The sequence below is a fragment of the Pseudomonadota bacterium genome, assembly GCA_039028935.1.
Taxonomy (GTDB): Bacteria; Pseudomonadota; Gammaproteobacteria; order Steroidobacterales; family SZUA-146; genus SZUA-146.
The window spans coordinates 52,975-69,873 of sequence record JBCCHD010000006.1 but is presented as its reverse complement, the minus strand read 5'-3'; the positions used below and the strand labels follow the sequence as shown (position 1 = coordinate 69,873).

Genomic DNA, 16,899 nt, shown 5'->3' with positions numbered 1-16,899 from the left:
CAAGTGGTTTCCGATAAACCTTAGGAGTTTTCTTTACATATTGTGCCAATTTAGTGGGTTTCCCTTATAGGGTTATTGCCGATCCAGAAACTTGTGTGATTGCGTTCACAGATTCGAGCCGGCCTTCGCTCGTACTGTGCTGAAAACGTCACACTATTAAGTCAAACCATAAAGGGAATGGGCCGGGTCGCACCGGCCGCCAAAACAATAAGGAAATCGAATATGAAGGCCACCAGTTCAGCGTCCAAAGTGCTCGTTGTCGATCAGGACATTCAACGAGCGCATCACACCAGCCGAACACTTGAGGGAATCGACTATCAGCCGGTGGTCGTCACCGACATGGCGGAACTACCGGGCATCGAGTCTCGCAGTAACTATCTTGCCGTCATGCTCGGCAAAGTGTCCGAGACCGATCGACTCGAATCGCTCTTGAAGCTTGGGCGACCCGGTCATGGCAAGATACCGTTTTTGATGATATCCGACAGCGCGGATGATCCGGGCCTAATGCAACTGGTGAGCAAACTGGATCCCAAACGTGCCTGGAAGATGGATTCACCGGTCCAAACACCGCGTCTGGCACAGCTACTGGAGCGTGCTGAGCGCTGCGATCGTCGCAAGAACCAAAACCTTCGATTCACCCCTACAGGCCGCTCAAAGCGTATTTCCCGTGTGCGCGAGCTCATTCATCAAGTGGCTCCGCACAACAGTACGGTGTTGATTACGGGCGAATCGGGAACGGGTAAGGAAGTGGTCGCACGCTCCATTCATGAGAATTCTTCGCGCGCCGACATGCCGTTTGTGCCGATCAACTGTGGCGCAATTCCGCCCGAGCTATTGGAAAGTGAACTGTTTGGGCATGAGAAGGGTGCGTTTACCGGTGCTCTGACCAGCCGTAAGGGCCGCTTCGAGTTGGCGGAAGGCGGCACCATTTTTCTCGACGAAATCGGCGATATGAGTATGTCGATGCAGGTAAAGCTACTGCGTGTGCTGCAAGAGCGCTGTTACGAGCGAGTCGGTGGCACCCAAACCCGTCGATGCAATGTACGCGTGCTGGCTGCAACGCATTGCTGTTTGGAGGAGGCCATTGAGAAAAAGGAATTCCGCCTCGATCTGTTTTACCGACTAAACGTGTTTCCGATTGAAATGCCACCCTTGCGCAAGCGACAAACGGATTTGCCAGAGTTAGTCAACGACTTGATGTTGAAGCAAGAAGGTGATGGGCGACGCAGCTTACGCCTGACCACCGCGGCGATGACCGCTTTGGCCTCTTATCCCTGGCCAGGCAATATCCGCGAACTGTCGAATCTGGTCGAGCGGCTTACCATTCAAAATTCGCAAGGAAAGATCGACATTGACGATCTACCCGCGCGCTATCGAGACGGCTTTGATGATCGGATCGACGACAGCGCAGACGACGAGCCACTGCATTTGAATCCGACCGACAGCGGCAGTTTTCCTGGCGAAGGTCTTGATCTTCGTGAGCACCTCAGCGGCGTCGAGAAGCATCTCATTCGTCAAGCACTCGATGCGACAAATGGCACGGTTGCGGGTGCTGCGCGATTGCTAAATCTCGGTCGCACGACACTGGTTGAAAAGCTGCGCAAATATGAAATTGAATCGCCCGCACACTCGTCAAGAAATTGACGCGCGCGGAATGGAGGGTTAGGAAAGCGACTGTTTTTATAGGCAATCTCAAGTTGGCATCATACTTGCAAAATACGTTTTGCGAATTTTCGAACAACGACGTGAGCGCCACAAAGAGAGTCCGATATGCAATCAGCACAACCGAAAGTACTCGAGCAGGCGTTTGCCGCGTTCAATCAGCAGTCGGCCCAACTCGAAACCGCCTATCAGGCGCTTAAGCAACAGGTACACGATTTATCCGAACAGCTCGCTGCCGCTCGCAGCGAACGCGTTCGCCAGCTGAAGGAAAAGGAACGGCTAGCCAGTCGTCTGGCGCGCTTACTCGAAGCGCTACCAGGAGGGGTTGTGGTGTTGAACGGCGAAGGGAAGATCGTCGACCACAACCCCGCGGCCCTTGAAATCTTAGGTGGACCGTTGACCACCCGATCGTGGCAGGACGTACTGTCACGTCTTCGCTCAGTCGGCTCCAGCGAATTTGACTCAGCCAATGGCCGTCGCATCAGTGTGTCGCGCCGTCCGTTAGTGGCCGAGCCAGGTCACATTCTGCTCTTAACCGATGTGACAGAGCAACACGCCTTGCAAACGATGTTGTCCCGTCGCGAGCGACTGGCTGCGATGGGTGAAATGTCCGCGCGACTCGCACACCAAATTCGCACGCCGCTGTCAGCCATTTTTCTGTATAGCTCGCATCTGGAACGGCAAGCGGTGTCCGATGTGCAGCGACAACGCTTTGCTGGAAAGATCGGCGGCCGCGTCACGCAGCTTGAACAGATGGTGGATGACCTGCTGCGGTTTACCCGCGGCGACGAGGGTCACCACAATGAACGTCTGTCCGCGGCCTCGTTGCTGAGCGAAGTTGAGCAAATGCTCGAACCTCAACTCAATCAAGGGCAGCGTATCCATGTAGACCTTTTGGATGAGCCGGCGCCATTTTCGGGAAATCGAGAGGCGTTGGTCGGCGCGCTGTGCAACTTGGGCACCAACGCACTTCAAGCAGGCAGTTCCGTGGTGCGCTATTCGGTGCAGCAACCGGATTCTGCGGCTATCGAAATTCGCGTTGAAGATAATGGTTCCGGCATTCCGGCGGACCAATTGAGCTGCGTTTTCGAACCCTTCTATACAACGCGACCGTCGGGAACCGGTCTTGGATTGGCGGTGGTCAAGTCGACCGTCGACGCCCATGCCGGTTCGATTGAGGTCGACAGTCATGTGGACAACGGCACCCGCTTTCGCATCTTGCTCAATCGGCACGCGGACGAAGCACTGCCAAGCGATGCCGGACGCGCCGCATCACGCTGTCCCTCTCTCGTTGACCGATTGGTCGCCGCTTGCCAATAAAGGAATATAGTGAATGAGTTCACAAACGGTATTAATAGTTGAAGACGATGAGCAGCTGCGCGAAGCACTGTCAGAAACACTTGAAATAGAAGGTTTCGCCGTGCAAGCCGCTGGCAATGGTAATGAGGCACTGGAGTGTCTGCATACCGATGATGTTGCGATGGTGATTAGTGACGTACAAATGCCGAAAATGGATGGTGCGGATCTTCTGGCACGCGCAAGAGCCCAATACCCTGATGTGCCGGTCATTCTGATGACAGCATTTGGCACCATACAAAAAGCGGTTGAAGCGATGGAAATGGGGGCCAGTCACTATTTGGTTAAACCGTTTTCCGCCGACACGCTCTCTGAAACGGTCAATCGCTTTATGCCGACTGAATCGTCTGACGAGGGACTCGTTGCAGAGGATGCGCGTACCAAAGACGTGTTAGCCCTGGCGACTCGGGTGGCGGGCAGTGATGCCACGGTGATGCTCAGTGGCGAGAGTGGTACGGGCAAGGAAGTCTTTGCACGATATATTCACACGCATTCTGATCGGGCCACGGGACCGTTTGTTGCGATCAACTGCGCGGCGATACCGGAGAACATGCTTGAGGCAGTGCTATTCGGTCACGAGAAAGGGGCGTTTACCGGCGCGACCACAGCGCGGCCCGGAAAATTTGAACAGGCTCAGGGTGGCACCTTGTTGCTGGATGAAATTTCAGAAATGGACCTAGCTTTGCAGGCTAAGCTGCTGCGCGTGCTGCAAGAGCGCGAGCTTGAGCGACTAGGTGGTCAAGTCACGATACCGCTCGATGTGCGCGTGTTGGCGACGACCAACCGAGACTTGCGCGAACACGTCGATCGCGGCGCGTTTCGCGAAGATCTGTTCTATCGCCTAAATGTGTTTCCGTTGGCTCTGCCGCCCTTGCGCGAACGCCCCGACGATGTTGTGCCGTTAGTCGAACGCTTCGTCGGACAACAGCCAGTAAACGGTAAGCCAGTAACCTTAACTGCAGCCGCTAAAACGGCGCTTCGCGCACATCGCTGGCCTGGCAATGTGCGGGAGCTCGACAATCTTGTACAGCGCACGCTGATATTGCTCGGCGGGCACGAAGTGGATGTCGATGATCTGTGTTTTGAGCAGGGGACAGCAACACTCGAATCGTCTTCAGGCGTGCTCAAAGAGGACCTTAAAACCAAAGAAGAAACGCTGATACTCGAAGCGTTGACCGCGGATCATGGTAATCGCAAGCTAGCGGCAGAGCGCTTAGGCATTAGTCCGCGTACGTTGCGCTATAAAATTGCGCGGCTTCGCGATGCTGGTATCGTCATTCCTGACCGGTTTGGCTCGAAATTTGCTTAAACACTTTTAGGGCACAGTAATGCGTCAGAAAAGTGACAGGAGGTTTTTCCCGCTATGAGCACGACCGACATTAATTCTCTATTGGCACAAATGCGTGTGACCACGGCTCGGCTAGAGAAGTCATTGCCGCCAGCCCGACCCGAAGGTGTGAGTGATAACGCCGATTTTAATGTACTACTCAAAGACTCCATTCAAAAAGTCAGCGATACGCAAAAGACCGCGGCGACCATGGCGCAGTCGTTTGAGCAAGGTGATCCGTCAAGCAATCTCACCGAAGTCATGATTCAAGTGCAGAAAGCCGACTTATCCTTTCGCGCCATGACCGAAGTGCGTAACAAGCTAGTTACCGCGTATCAGGAAATCATGAATATGCCGGTTTAATTGGCACTACAGTTTCGTCGGTACCGTCAGACACTTATAAGGAAAGATTGCGTAAATGGACAGCGTCACGCTTCAAAACCCGTCCAGCCCGTTACAGGGTCTACTCGCGAATGCCGCCGTGCGGCAGCTCATCTCAATGGTGGCGATTGCCGCGAGCGTCGCGCTCGGCGTTATGGTCATCATGTGGAGCAGTACACCGGATTACAATGTGCTGGCCTCGAATCTACCGGATGGCGAGGTGGCAGAAATCGTTCAGGCACTCGAGGCGGCAGGCATCCCGTACGACATTGAGGGACAAGGTATGGTGTCCGTGCCCGCTGCAAAAGTGCATGTCGCGCGGATGGAACTGGCCTCAAATGGATTGCCCCGCGAGAGCGGCATCGGACTTGAAATGCTTAAGGAAGAGCAGGGCTTCGGTGTCAGTCAGTTTGTTGAAGGCAAGCGCTACAACCACGGCCTAGAAACGGAACTGGGCCGAACCATCTCGGCACTCGACCCGGTCCGCAGCGCCCGTGTGCACATTGCATTGGCAAAAGACTCGGTGTTTGTTCGTGATCGTGGCCAAACGTCTGCGTCAGTCGTGTTGGATGTACTGTCTGGCCGACGATTGCTCGACGAGCAAGTGGCCGCCATCGTCTATATTCTCGCGCGCAGTGTCAACGGTCTCGCGGCCGAGCGTGTCACGGTGGTGGATCAAACGGGCCGTATGCTCAATTCCCCGGATATGTCGAGCAACCATGCGTTGTCGGCCAATCAGTTCGAGCACACCAGCCGGGTTGAAGACGTTTATGTCCAGCGCATTGAAGAGCTGTTGAGTCCGATCGTGGGCGTCGGCAAAGTGCGCGCCAAAGTCGTCGCCAGTCTCGATTTTACCGAGAGCGAAGAAACACGTGAGTTGTTTGATCCGGAGCGCTCTGCCGTACGCAGCGAAACCACCAGTATCTCCGAACGTCGTGGAGACAGCGCTGACGCGCAAGGCGTGCCGGGTGCACTGACCAATCAGCCGCCTGTCGGCGGTAATGAGGCGACCGCGGGCGCCACACCTGAATCGCGGATCAATACCACGCGCGACGCCGTCCGTAATTTTGAGGTTGATCGAACCGTGAGTCATACGCGTTTAGCGTCCGGTGAGATTCGTCGATTGTCCGTTGCCGTCATCGTCGACGATCGTCAGTCTACAGACGAAGAGGGCAACGTCACGAAGACGGCGCGCTCCGACGAAGAGTTGCAGCAAATCAATGCACTCGTGCGTGAAGCGGTAGGGTTTGATGAGGCACGAGGCGACAGTATTCAAGTGGTCAATTCGTCATTTGAGACGTTCGATCCCGGCGAGCCGCCGGAAGCACCAAAAATATGGGAAACCCCGATGTTTAGAGATCTGCTCAAGCAGGGTCTGGGTGTTGTGTTGGTGCTCGTGCTGTTCTTTGGCGCGCTGCGACCGATGACGCGCAGCCTCATGCAGGCAGCGTCAGCGCCGCAAATCGCTTATGCCGGCGCCGGCGAAGCTACGGGCCGTATGCTGGCGGTGGAGGACTCTGGCGCGGTCGCAACCGTTGACGAGGCCCCGCCAATACCGGTTGAACAACGCATCGAAAACGCGCGAAAGCTGGCCGCAGACAGTCCTGAAAGTGTGGCAGGCGTCGTCAAAAACTGGGTGGCTGAAGATGGATAGAAATAACGCGTCAATTAACGGTACGGATCGTGCCGCCATTCTACTGCTGTCGTTAGGCGAGAAAGACGCCGCGAACGTACTCAAGCTCATGGCGCCAGGCGAAGCGGAGAAGCTCGGCATGGCGATGAGCGGCCTGGAGAAGATTGGCAAAGACGAACTGGAAACCGTGTTCGAGTCGCTGGACGCATCACTGGAAGATCAGGCTGGTATTAGTGCAGGCGGTGAGGCGTATATTCGCAACCTGCTGACCAACGCCTTCGGTGAAGCGAAGGCCAACACGCTCTTGGATCGAATTTTTGCCGAAGGAACAAGTAAGAGTCTGGAGGCCCTTGCCTGGATGGACACGCGTTCCATTGTTGAAATGGTTCGGCACGAGCATCCTCAGATTATTGCGATTGTCCTGGCGTATCTTGATCCGGATCGTGCAGCTGACGTGCTCAGCTTGCTACCCGAAGAACTCAGTGGCGACATTGTTTTTCGCATTGCCAAGCTCGATGACGTCCAGCAGTCCGCGCTTCGTGAGCTTGAAGCGATGCTCGACAAGCAATCGGAGGGCAGCACCGATAACAAATCGGAGAGAATTGGTGGCGAGAAAGTCGCCGCGGGTATCTTAAACGCGCTGGCCAAGAGTCAAGAAGAACAGGTGGTTGAGCATCTCAATAGTCGCGACGGTGAGCTTGTAACGCGCATTCAAGAGTTGATGTTTGTCTTCGATAATTTGTTGAGCGTGAGTGATCGCCATATTCAGGCACTGTTGCGTGAAGTTTCTGGCGATTCGTTGGGCTTGGCAGTGAAGGGCGCGGACCCCGAAATGCAGGATAAGATCTATCGCAACATGTCCAAGCGTGCAGCACAAATGCTGCGTGAGGATTTGGAAGCGAAGGGGCCTGTCCGACTCAGTGATGTTGAAGAAGCGCAACGCGACATTCTTACGGTTGCGCAACGCATGGCAGAAGCTGGAGACATCGTGATTTCATCCGGTGGTGGAGACGAGTTTGTCTGACGCCGCCTCGACCAAGCCAGACGCGGATATCGATCGATGGGAAGGGCCCGATTTTGCCGTTTCCGGTTCAGTTGCCTCGCCTGGCATGTCAATACGCCAACTGGAGCTGTTGCAGCAGCAAGCCTACGACGAGGCCTATGCAGCCGGACTCGAGCAAGGCCTCAAAGCTGGACAGCAGCAATCACTGCAGGCCGCGCAACGTCTTGCTGGCATGGTCAATCAACTCGCTCAGCCGTTTGCAGCACTGGACGATTGCGTGGAGCGGCAGCTTGTGCAACTTGCACTCGTCGTGGCGCGCCACATTATCCGTCGAGAATTGAAGACCGAGCCCGCTCATGTGATCGGCGCTGTGCGCGACGCCTTGGCCGCGCTGCCGATTGCCTCGCGCGATGTGCGCGTGCGACTTCATCCAGATGACGCCGAACTGGTGCGCTCGCTGCTCAAACCCGCGGACGGCGACTTGGCGTGGACAATCGAAGAAGACCCGGTTCTGACACGCGGAGGGTGTCGCGTGGAGTCGGAGTTTTCGCATATTGACGCGCGCATCGAGTCGCGGATGTCGACGCTCGTAGCGACACTCTTGGGCGACGAGCGCGACGCGCCACGTACGACCGACGTCGGTACACGCCCGTCAGTCGCAACGGGCACGCCGGCGGACTCCGAAAACCAAGCACCTTCATTCCCTGGCCACACGGATCAATCGACTCCCGATGACTGATTCAACGACACAGCCTGTTGCATTGAACGCGTCTGACACACCGTCAAGAGAGCGAATCTGGGCCGCGCGTCTAGCGGACTACGAATCACGCCTTGCCGACGCGCCGACCCTTGTGGTGGAGGGTGTCCTGCGCCGCGTCGTTGGATTGACGCTCGAAGCCGCTGGTTGTCGGGCGCCGATTGGCGGGCGTTGCCAGGTTGTCGCACCCGATGCCACGCGAGTCGAAACCGAAGTGGTGGGATTTTCTGGCGACAAACTCTATCTCATGCCAACCCGTGATATGAGCGGCGTGGTGCCGAATGCGCGTGTCATTCCATCCGGTGTAGCGGGTGAGGCTGCCGTGGGTGACGCCATGCTGGGCCGAGTCATTGACGCCGAGGGTCGACCGTTGGATGGGAAAGGTGCGCTGCGGCTCGACCATCGCACATCGTTGACTGGAACACTGGTGAATCCTTTGTCGCGACGCCCTGTGCGTGAGCCGTTGGATGTGGGTGTGCGTTCGATTAACGCGCTGCTGTCTGTGGGACGCGGCCAACGAATGGGCCTGTTTGCGGGCAGTGGCGTTGGCAAGAGTGTCTTGCTGGGGATGATGACGCGTTTCACTACGGCCGATGTGATTGTGGTGGGGTTGATCGGAGAACGCGGCCGCGAAGTGAAAGAATTTATCGAAGATACACTCGGTGAAGACGGTATGCGCCGAGCCGTCGTCGTAGCCAGTCCGGCCGATCATTCACCGCTGATGCGCATGCACGGCGCAAAACTGGCGACCAGCATCGCAGAGCATTTTCGCGATCAAGGCAAAGATGTGCTGCTGTTGATGGATTCGCTAACACGATTTGCCCAGGCACAGCGCGAAATTGCGCTAGCGATTGGCGAGCCGCCAGCAACCAAAGGCTATCCCCCCTCCGTGTTTGCCATGTTGCCGCGGCTCGTGGAGCGCGCCGGCAACGGCGATGACGGCCAAGGATCGATCACCGCTTTTTATACCGTGCTAACAGAAGGGGATGATCACAATGATCCGATTGCCGATGCAGCGCGGGCCATCTTGGATGGTCATCTTGTGTTATCTCGACAACTGGCGGAGTCGGGATTGTATCCGGCAATCGATGTCGAAGCGTCCATCAGTCGAATCATGAATCAAATTGTGACCGACGAGCATCGCGATTGGGTTGTACAGTTCAGAACATTGTATAGCGCGTACCAACAAAACCGAGATTTGATCAATGTCGGTGCTTATCAAGCGGGCACCGACCCGCTCATTGATCGGGCCATCGAGAGCTGGCCCCGAATGGTGCAGTTTCTGGCCCAGGATATGCACGCGAGTGTGCCGGCAGAGCAAAGCATTACTGAACTGAGCGCCCTGTTGCCCGCGCTCAGTCACACGCCGAATAATCCGGCCACTCATTCATGAAATCGGATCCCAAGCGTCTTCAGCTGGTCAAAGACGTTTTTGCGCGTCAAGAAGAGGCGTTGGCCAGGGAAATGGGGCGTTTTCAACAACAAATCGATACCGCGACAACGCAACTCGCGCAGCTTCGCGAACATCGTGAGGCGTATACCGCCTCAATTCGGGGTGGGTATCGCTGCGATCCCAGTCGGCTGCAAAATCAGCAGGCGTTTGCGCAGCGACTCAATGAAGCCATCCATCAGCAAGAACAGTTAATTGAGCGTGCAGAAGCAGAGCGACTCGCTCTGCGCGCGCGCTGGTTAGCCCGACATCGCAAAACACAGTCGGTCGAAAAGCTCTGCGATCGACGTGAAGAAACGGCCCGACATGAGACGTTACGTCAGGAGCAGAAACAACTTGATGATCTAAGCGGGCGGCATGCGATACGCCGTCCCGGCAAAGATCATACGCCTTAACTAGGCTTCTTTGGCCAGAGTGGAATTGCCATCCGGCTGATAGAGTGCATACTGATCACGACCCGCGGATTTGGCGGCATAGGCCGCTTTGTCGGCAGCGGCCACAAATTCGGCGACCGTCGAGAATGCGGAAGACTCATTGAGCGTAGCCAGGCCGATCGATGCCGTGACAATGAGGGTCTCGTTATCGGAAGGATCGTGACGCACTTCGCGTAACGCATTTACCACCCGATCACCGACCACTTCAGCGCCTTCTTCGTCGGCACCCGGTAGAATCAGCACGAATTCATCACCTCCATAACGACCAACGGTATCGGTACAGCGCACGGCGCCCGACAGACAATCTGCGATGCGTTGCAAGACATCGTCACCGAATTGGTGACCGTATTGATCGTTAAGCTGTTTGAAACCGTCCAGATCGATGAACGCGATCGACAGAGTCCAGCCGAATCGTTTAGCGTGTTTAAACCCTTTGGACAGGGTGTCATTGAGGTGGCCGCGATTCGACACGTTGGTCAGCGCGTCGCGCTGGTTTTCCTGCTGTAGCTCGTACGCAAGGTTGCGCAGCTGGCGCGTCTTTTTACCCAGCTCTGCCACTTCGTTGATCGACACCAAGTTACGCAGTGTAAGCGCTTCCTGCGCCTGCTCAACAATTGCCTGTGCATCGTGTTCGGACAGTAACTCTGTTTTAAAGGTGGCGGCCATATCCGGAATGTTGGTACCGATTTCACTCATGACAAGCGCAAAGGTTTCATTGTCCATGCCAACCGCGTCGCGCGCCAGGTCAGCCACTTCGGTAAAGCCTTCAACCTCGTCGCCCTCTTTGAGCCATAAATCGGCAACGGGGCCCGACAGAGCAACGGTACGCAGCAGCCGTTCCTGCGTGACGTCTTCATTACGCACATCAAAATCATGACTCGCGGCGACGGCGCGCTGTAGGTAGCCGGGCAGCGCCCAGTGATTAATGAGCCAGGCGCCCACTTCGGCGTGGTCGCCACCGAGGTATTTATTCTCGAATGCAATCAGTTTTTGATGCTGCGTAAACACAGAATCAGAGTCTTGATAAAAATCTGGACTCACTCGGTCGATCGCCATGATACCGATGTCTTGGAGCAAAGCCGCTAGGAACGCATCCTCGGCTTGTCGAATGTTGAGTCGCTTGGCAATCACGCGCGCGGACACCGCGGAGAGCACGGCGCGTTTCCAGGAATACGCCAGGTGTCGATTCTCAGTCGGTGAGCGTCGGAGCATGGGCATCAACGAAAAGCCCAAGGCCAGCGTCACCGCCGCGTTGATGCCGAGCACCACAAGCGCCTGTTGCAGGTTGCCGCATTGGCGTCTCTGTGCATACATTGGCGAATTCGCCACCCGCATCACTTTGGATGTGAGCGACGGATCACACGTGATGGCCTCGGCCAGATCGGCCATGGCCACTTCGGGTTTCTGAGCAAGGGCAATCACGCTCGACGCCACGGCCGGTGGCGTGGGTAAGTTGGTGACACTTTGCAATTTGGCGAGAAAATCGGCGTTCATGTGATGACTCCAGGTGGCGGATGGGTACCGTGTCAGTAGGGGATTCACGCTTTTATTAGCGGCCTAGCCGATATAGCGACCGACGCCGCCTGATCTTGAGTCAAAGAAGTCGAAAAATTGACGAATTTTTAGGGCGTTATGTCGAGCGTACGCCACCTGTGAAAGGCCGAATGGCACACAATTTGCAAACTCTCGGGAGGCGACCCTTTTGTTCAGGAGATTTTCGTGAGTACAAGCACACCAACCGATTCTGCCTTTCACATTTTCAGTGGACCTTCGGGCGTGCTCCCGGGTGGACGTTCCGGTTCGTTTGCACCGGATGTGAGTGACGATGCCAAGAAGTTTTATCAATATTTTCAAAGTAATATGGATGATTCTTCAGAAGCACAGCAAATCAGTCAGGCGATGAACCTCTCTACTACGAGTCATCGGCAAGACGGACTGTCTCACGCCACACCAGCGCTGAACGGCGGCATTCGGCCGTTGCCGACAGACGCGTTGCCAAGCAGTCACTTCAGTCTGGCCGCGCTCGCCTCTCAGGATGGGTTAGTCTCACTCGAGGAAGTCGCAGTTAGTAAAGAAAAACAACTATTTATGATGCCTTTGGTCGATGGACAGGTGTTTGTCGACGCCGCTCAACCTGGTGGTTGGAATCCGCTTGGCGGGGCCCCCTTCGATGCGCATCCTGGCTCTATGGGCACGCTGTCCGTCGCCGGTGGCACAGGCGGACCGAAGGTGCCACCCGCCAACCCAGAAGTTGCATCACAATATGGCTTTAATACATTGACTATGCACGGATTAGGGGCTAGTGGCGCGACGACCAGCCCGGGCGAAGGGATCGCGCTTCAATACGTCGGTTTGTCCGGCTCAGCGTCCTTATCTGCCCACGGGGATGCCGGCGTGAGCGGATCGACTCTGCCCAACGCCTTAAGCGCACCGGTTGCCCCATCGACCGGTGGACCGCGGCAACCGAGCGGCAACCTGTTGCCGTTGGCTGGCTGGCATCTGCCGCCAGCGGCGGTCGCGGGGCCGGCTCAGTTGAGTGGGTCGCCGTTGCCGAGTGGTCTTGGACCCAACGGATTTCAGTCGCTGGCGCTGATGCCCGCTCAGGGTTGGGCGGGGATTGGTCGATCCAACACGCTGACCGGTCGCGACGCACTGAACGCGGTGGCGACGGGCGCGTCGTTCATCGACGACGCCGCTCTGGCGGGGGAGTTGACCGAAGACGGCGCGTTGCCGGCCGATCCGTTCCGAACCGCGCAAATCAGTGCTCAGGAGCGAACCGCGGCACTTCAGCAGGTGGCCAACTTAGCGCCGCTTGCCCGCACCGGTACGCCCGGCTGGGACCAACGCCTGGGTCAGCGTCTCATGTGGATGGTCGACAATGGGCTGAATCAGGCTGAGCTGCGGCTTGATCCTCCGCAGTTGGGCAGTGTCAGTGTTCGCATCAGCTTATTTGACGATCAAGCACAGCTGCTGTTTCAGGCCTCGCATCCGGCCGCCCGCGAGGCATTAGAATCCGCGCTGCCGAAACTCCGGGATTTGTTCTCCCAAAACGGCATGACGTTAGCGGATGCCGATGTTTTGGATTCGGACGGTAGTGCGGAACGTGAACACAACGCCGATGCATCGGCTGACAATTCGCATCCGCAACTCATGCTGTCGGGTGATAAAGAGATTGCGGAAAACGGGCGAGGACATGTGCACGAGCCAGGGGCACCTCGGCTTGGCGCACTGCCGATCGGCGGTGGTCGTGCGTTGATTGATGAGTTTGTCTGAGCCGTTGACGTTTTTGCCGGCGTGTCAAAATACCGACGCAAATGCGCGACGCCTTGAGGCCATACAGAAATCCTAAATTACTGTTATATATAGAAATAAACGATCGCGTCTAAATGGCACGGTGTTTGCATTGGACTGAGCAATCCCACTGCAAAGGACAAACACCATGGCCGAGGAAGAGGCAAGCGCGGGCGAAGAAGCCAAACCGTCACTGATTAAACGGCTCATGCTACCCGTCATCTTATCGCTGGTGGTCGCCGGCGCTGCGGTCGGTGGATTGAGCTTCTTCGGTATTATTTCATTCGGGCCCCCACCGGCTGATGCGATGGCCGAAGAGGGTGGCGCGAGCGAAGGTAGTGAAGGCGCGGACGGCGGTGACGACATGGGCGATGGTGCGGCCGCTGGATCACCCGCCTTCTTTTTCTCTTTCTACCCCGACATGCTGGTCACGCTCGGGCGCGGCGAAGGTTCGCATTACCTCAAATTGAAAATTGACGTGATGGCCCGTGATGAAGAGGTCATTAAGGGCGTCGAACAGTTTCATCCGATATTGCGTAACAACCTGATTAAACTGTTCCAAGAAGTCGATTACGCGACTGTTGCTGGTTCGGAAGGCGTCGAAACACTGCAGACGATCGCGTTCGACGAAATCACCCGCGTGCTGAAGCAATATCACGGCAGTAACCAAATCGAAGGCGTGTATTTCACGTCGTTCGTTGTGCAGTAGCGATATGAGCGATAGCGATGTCTTGTCCAAGGCGGAAGTTGGCGCGCTACTCACCGGTGTCGCGGATGGTGTGATCAAAACCAACAGCGGTGTCAAACCTAGCGGCGACGTGTCGGCGTTTGAGTATAAATCAAACTGTCACGTTTCAAGTTATTGTCCAGCGGCGCTGGTCACGCTGTACACACGCACCACGCGACGCCTTCAAACGGCGCTTTATACGATGCTTCGTAAAGATATCAGTGTCACACTGAGTGAGATTCGTCGTCACCGCTACGACGAATACTTCGCGTCGATGAAAGCCCCCATCTGCCTGTACACGCTCAAAGAGTCGCGTCTACCCGGCACCGCACTGATCATTTTCGACGCTAGCCTGGTGTACGGATTTGTCGATAATTATTTTGGTGGCGAAGGCGATCCGACCGAGATCGAGGAGCGCGATATTACACCGGCTGAGGCGCGTATGTCTCGTCGACTACTCGAGCAGTTGCTCTCGATTATGGCGGACACTTGGTCGGATGTGTTGACGCTTGATTTCTCGGTACGAAAATTTGAAACCGACCCGTCCATGGTGACTGTGGCCGCGTCCACCGAGTCAATGCTCGTTGTCCGTATTACGATTGCTATTGGGGGCACGCCACATGATTGTCATGTCGCGATGCCGCTTGCCATGATTGAGCCGATACGACCCCGCCTCGAGGCGAGCAATCAAGGTGGTTTGCTCGAACGCGCGCGCTTTCGACGCGGCATGCAGCAGGCGATCAAAGATGCACGCGTCGCCCTCAGCGGTACATTGTGCGAATTACCAATGACCTTACGCGATCTGCTGGCCTTGTCACCCGGAGACATTATTCCAATCGATTTGCCGTCGACCATTGAGTTGGATGTGGACGACGCGCCTGTGCTCTATGGCCGATTTGGTCGTTCGCGCGGCATGGACGCGGTCAGCGTTTACGGCCGAGTAACCGACCGCAAGTCAAACCTTTCATCCAGCGAGGCAAACTCATGAGTTCTGAACACGATGCAGTGGCAACCGACGGCACAGAAGCCGCGACCACGGAGTCCACCACCCCCGAGGGTGTGAACAAACCGGCTAACCCCGACAGTGCTGAACCAGCGCAGTTTGATGAATTGACCGATACCAGTCTGTCATCCGAAGAGGTCGATTTGGCGGTTATTTTGGACGTGCCTGTGACGTTAGCGCTCGAGGTTGGCCGCACACAAATGACCATTCGCGATCTGTTAAAGCTCAATCAAGGCTCGGTTGTTGAACTTGAGCGTGCGGCCGACGAGCCGATGGACTTACTGGTCAACGGCACACTCGTCGCCAAGGCTGAGATCGTGGTGGTCGACAACAATTTCGGTATTCGGCTCATTGATGTAGTGAGCCCTGGTGAACGCATTAAGAACCTGAAGGATGACGCGGCTGCATGAGCGTTCTTTCTCACGTTCAACGATGGATGGCGTTGACGCTGAGTGCGTCGGTTGTGCATGCGCACGCACAAAGTGCCGCGACGCCAGAAGCACTGGGTCTTACGACCAATCTTGTTGAAGTCACACTCAATCTTGGCTTGGTGCTCATCGCGATTTTTGTCCTGGCTTGGCTGTTTAAACGATTTCAGGGCATCGATCAGCCCAGCACCGGCCAGCTTCGAGTAACAGCGGCGCTGCCTCTTGGGCCCAAGGAAAAGATCCTCGTGGTTGAAGTAGGCGAAGAGCAGATTCTCGTTGGCGCCAGTCAGGCGGGGTTGACGACGTTGCACGTATTGGCCGCGCCCCTAAATGCGCTGTCTGATTCGGAAGACGTTGACGCTGTATCGTTTAGCGCTAAGCTAAAACGCGCACTGCAAGGCGTCGATGCCCAGCCACATTCGGAGTCCCGTTCATGATCCGAGTCGCAGGCGTGTTAGTCGCCGTGCTGTTTTCGCTGTCCGTGTCGGCTGACGGACTCCCAGCGCTATCGGCAACGCCCACTGAAAATGGTGGACAGTCCTACACCTTAAGCGTGCAGGTGCTGCTGCTGATGACGTTGCTCACCGTGCTACCGGCATTGGTGCTGGCCATGACGTCCTTCACGCGCATCATTATCGTGCTATCGATACTGCGTCAAGCGCTGGGAACGGCGCAAACGCCACCCAACCAAGTACTCATTGGTGTTGCGCTGTTTCTGACGCTGTTTATCATGGGGCCGGTTTTAAACGAGATTAACACGCAAGCGATCCAGCCGTATTCAGCCGGTGATATTGAGTTTAATGAAGCGGTGGTCGCCGCCGGCGTTCCGCTAAGGCAATTTATGCTCGCGCAAACTCGCGAGTCGGACTTGGCGCTTCTGTCTGAGATTGCCGATTCCCCGCCAATGGCCTCGCCGGATGACGTGCCACTCACGCTATTAATACCCAGCTTTATTATCAGCGAATTGAAAACCGCTTTTCAGATCGGTTTTCTCATGTTTATTCCATTTCTGATTATCGATCTGGTGGTCTCGAGCGTACTCATGTCGATGGGTATGATGATGTTGTCGCCGATGCTTATCTCCTTGCCATTTAAGCTGATGCTGTTTGTGCTGGTCGACGGCTGGGCCTTAGTAGTCGGCACGCTTGCTTCCAGTTTCTTCGCTTGACTTATGGCTCCTGAAACCGTCATGACCATCGGGCAGAACGCGTTAGCACTTACGGTGTTAATCGCGGCGCCCATGTTGCTGTCGGCCCTCGCCGTTGGCTTGTTTATCGGCATGATTCAGGCGGCCACGCAGATCAATGAGATGACCCTGAGCTTTATTCCCAAGCTGCTGGTGCTGGCGGCGGCATTGGCTATCGGTGGTCCGTGGATGATGCACAAAATGCTCGACTTCACCCGCCGTCTTTACCACACCATCCCGCAACTTGTCGGGTGATGTCGG

At 56.0% G+C, this 16,899-nt stretch carries 16 protein-coding genes and 1 pseudogene; 16 read left to right on the top strand and 1 reads right to left on the bottom strand.

The annotated features are described in order from the left end of the window. Nucleotides 1-222: 222 nt before the first annotated feature. From AAF465_04645 to fliJ, 9 genes are all read left to right on the top strand, one after another. On the top strand, nt 223-1,644 hold the full coding sequence (locus tag AAF465_04645) for a sigma-54 dependent transcriptional regulator (protein MEM7081997.1): 1,422 nt from the start codon (nt 223-225) through the stop codon (nt 1,642-1,644). A 126-nt stretch (nt 1,645-1,770) separates the two neighbouring features. Continuing rightward, the gene (locus AAF465_04640) at nt 1,771-2,982 is read left to right on the top strand and encodes an ATP-binding protein (GenBank protein ID MEM7081996.1); all 1,212 of its coding nucleotides are present in this window, start codon (nt 1,771-1,773) and stop codon (nt 2,980-2,982) included. A gap of 13 nt (nt 2,983-2,995) precedes the next feature. Continuing rightward, nucleotides 2,996-4,327 (top strand): sigma-54 dependent transcriptional regulator, encoded by a 1,332-nt coding sequence (locus AAF465_04635; protein ID MEM7081995.1) that lies wholly within the window; start codon nt 2,996-2,998, stop codon nt 4,325-4,327. A 54-nt stretch (nt 4,328-4,381) separates the two neighbouring features. Continuing rightward, nucleotides 4,382-4,708, top strand: a complete 327-nt coding sequence (gene fliE, locus AAF465_04630; GenBank protein MEM7081994.1) for a flagellar hook-basal body complex protein FliE — start codon at nt 4,382-4,384, stop codon at nt 4,706-4,708. A 55-nt stretch (nt 4,709-4,763) separates the two neighbouring features. Then, nucleotides 4,764-6,380: a flagellar basal-body MS-ring/collar protein FliF gene (gene fliF / locus AAF465_04625; protein ID MEM7081993.1), complete on the top strand. Its 1,617-nt coding sequence runs from the start codon at nt 4,764-4,766 to the stop codon at nt 6,378-6,380. After that, nucleotides 6,373-7,383, top strand: coding sequence for a flagellar motor switch protein FliG (gene fliG / locus AAF465_04620; GenBank protein MEM7081992.1), 1,011 nt, complete (start codon nt 6,373-6,375; stop codon nt 7,381-7,383). The genes fliF and fliG overlap by 8 nt, the downstream gene beginning before the upstream one ends. Beyond that, entirely contained in the window at nt 7,376-8,101 is a 726-nt protein-coding gene (locus AAF465_04615) for a flagellar assembly protein FliH (GenBank protein ID MEM7081991.1), read from the top strand. Before fliG ends, AAF465_04615 begins: the two co-directional genes overlap by 8 nt. Continuing rightward, entirely contained in the window at nt 8,094-9,512 is a 1,419-nt protein-coding gene (gene fliI / locus AAF465_04610) for a flagellar protein export ATPase FliI (protein ID MEM7081990.1), read from the top strand. The genes AAF465_04615 and fliI overlap by 8 nt, the downstream gene beginning before the upstream one ends. Then, on the top strand, nt 9,509-9,964 hold the full coding sequence (gene fliJ / locus AAF465_04605; protein ID MEM7081989.1) for a flagellar export protein FliJ: 456 nt from the start codon (nt 9,509-9,511) through the stop codon (nt 9,962-9,964). The genes fliI and fliJ overlap by 4 nt, the downstream gene beginning before the upstream one ends. Here the strand turns inward: fliJ and AAF465_04600 are convergent, their stop codons facing one another. Continuing rightward, a complete protein-coding gene (locus AAF465_04600; GenBank protein MEM7081988.1) occupies nt 9,965-11,497 on the bottom strand; it encodes a GGDEF domain-containing protein in 1,533 nt (510 codons plus the stop codon). A 225-nt stretch (nt 11,498-11,722) separates the two neighbouring features. Here AAF465_04600 and AAF465_04595 point away from each other — a divergent pair, with 225 nt between their 5' ends. The 7 genes and pseudogenes from AAF465_04595 to fliQ all read left to right on the top strand — a co-directional run bounded on the left by AAF465_04595 (nt 11,723) and on the right by fliQ (nt 16,893). Continuing rightward, nucleotides 11,723-13,276, top strand: coding sequence for a flagellar hook-length control protein FliK (locus AAF465_04595; protein MEM7081987.1), 1,554 nt, complete (start codon nt 11,723-11,725; stop codon nt 13,274-13,276). Between the two features lie 166 nt (nt 13,277-13,442). Then, a complete protein-coding gene (locus tag AAF465_04590; protein MEM7081986.1) occupies nt 13,443-14,003 on the top strand; it encodes a flagellar basal body-associated FliL family protein in 561 nt (186 codons plus the stop codon). A 4-nt stretch (nt 14,004-14,007) separates the two neighbouring features. Then, the gene (locus AAF465_04585; GenBank protein MEM7081985.1) at nt 14,008-15,009 is read left to right on the top strand and encodes a FliM/FliN family flagellar motor switch protein; all 1,002 of its coding nucleotides are present in this window, start codon (nt 14,008-14,010) and stop codon (nt 15,007-15,009) included. A gap of 95 nt (nt 15,010-15,104) precedes the next feature. After that, a pseudogene (gene fliN, locus AAF465_04580) lies at nt 15,105-15,434 on the top strand (flagellar motor switch protein FliN). Next, entirely contained in the window at nt 15,431-15,889 is a 459-nt protein-coding gene (gene fliO, locus AAF465_04575; protein MEM7081984.1) for a flagellar biosynthetic protein FliO, read from the top strand. The pseudogene fliN and the gene fliO overlap by 4 nt, the downstream one beginning before the upstream one ends. Next, on the top strand, nt 15,886-16,620 hold the full coding sequence (gene fliP, locus AAF465_04570) for a flagellar type III secretion system pore protein FliP (protein ID MEM7081983.1): 735 nt from the start codon (nt 15,886-15,888) through the stop codon (nt 16,618-16,620). The genes fliO and fliP overlap by 4 nt, the downstream gene beginning before the upstream one ends. 3 nt (nt 16,621-16,623) lie before the next feature. Next, nucleotides 16,624-16,893: a flagellar biosynthesis protein FliQ gene (gene fliQ, locus AAF465_04565; GenBank protein MEM7081982.1), complete on the top strand. Its 270-nt coding sequence runs from the start codon at nt 16,624-16,626 to the stop codon at nt 16,891-16,893. Nucleotides 16,894-16,899: the final 6 nt, after the last annotated feature.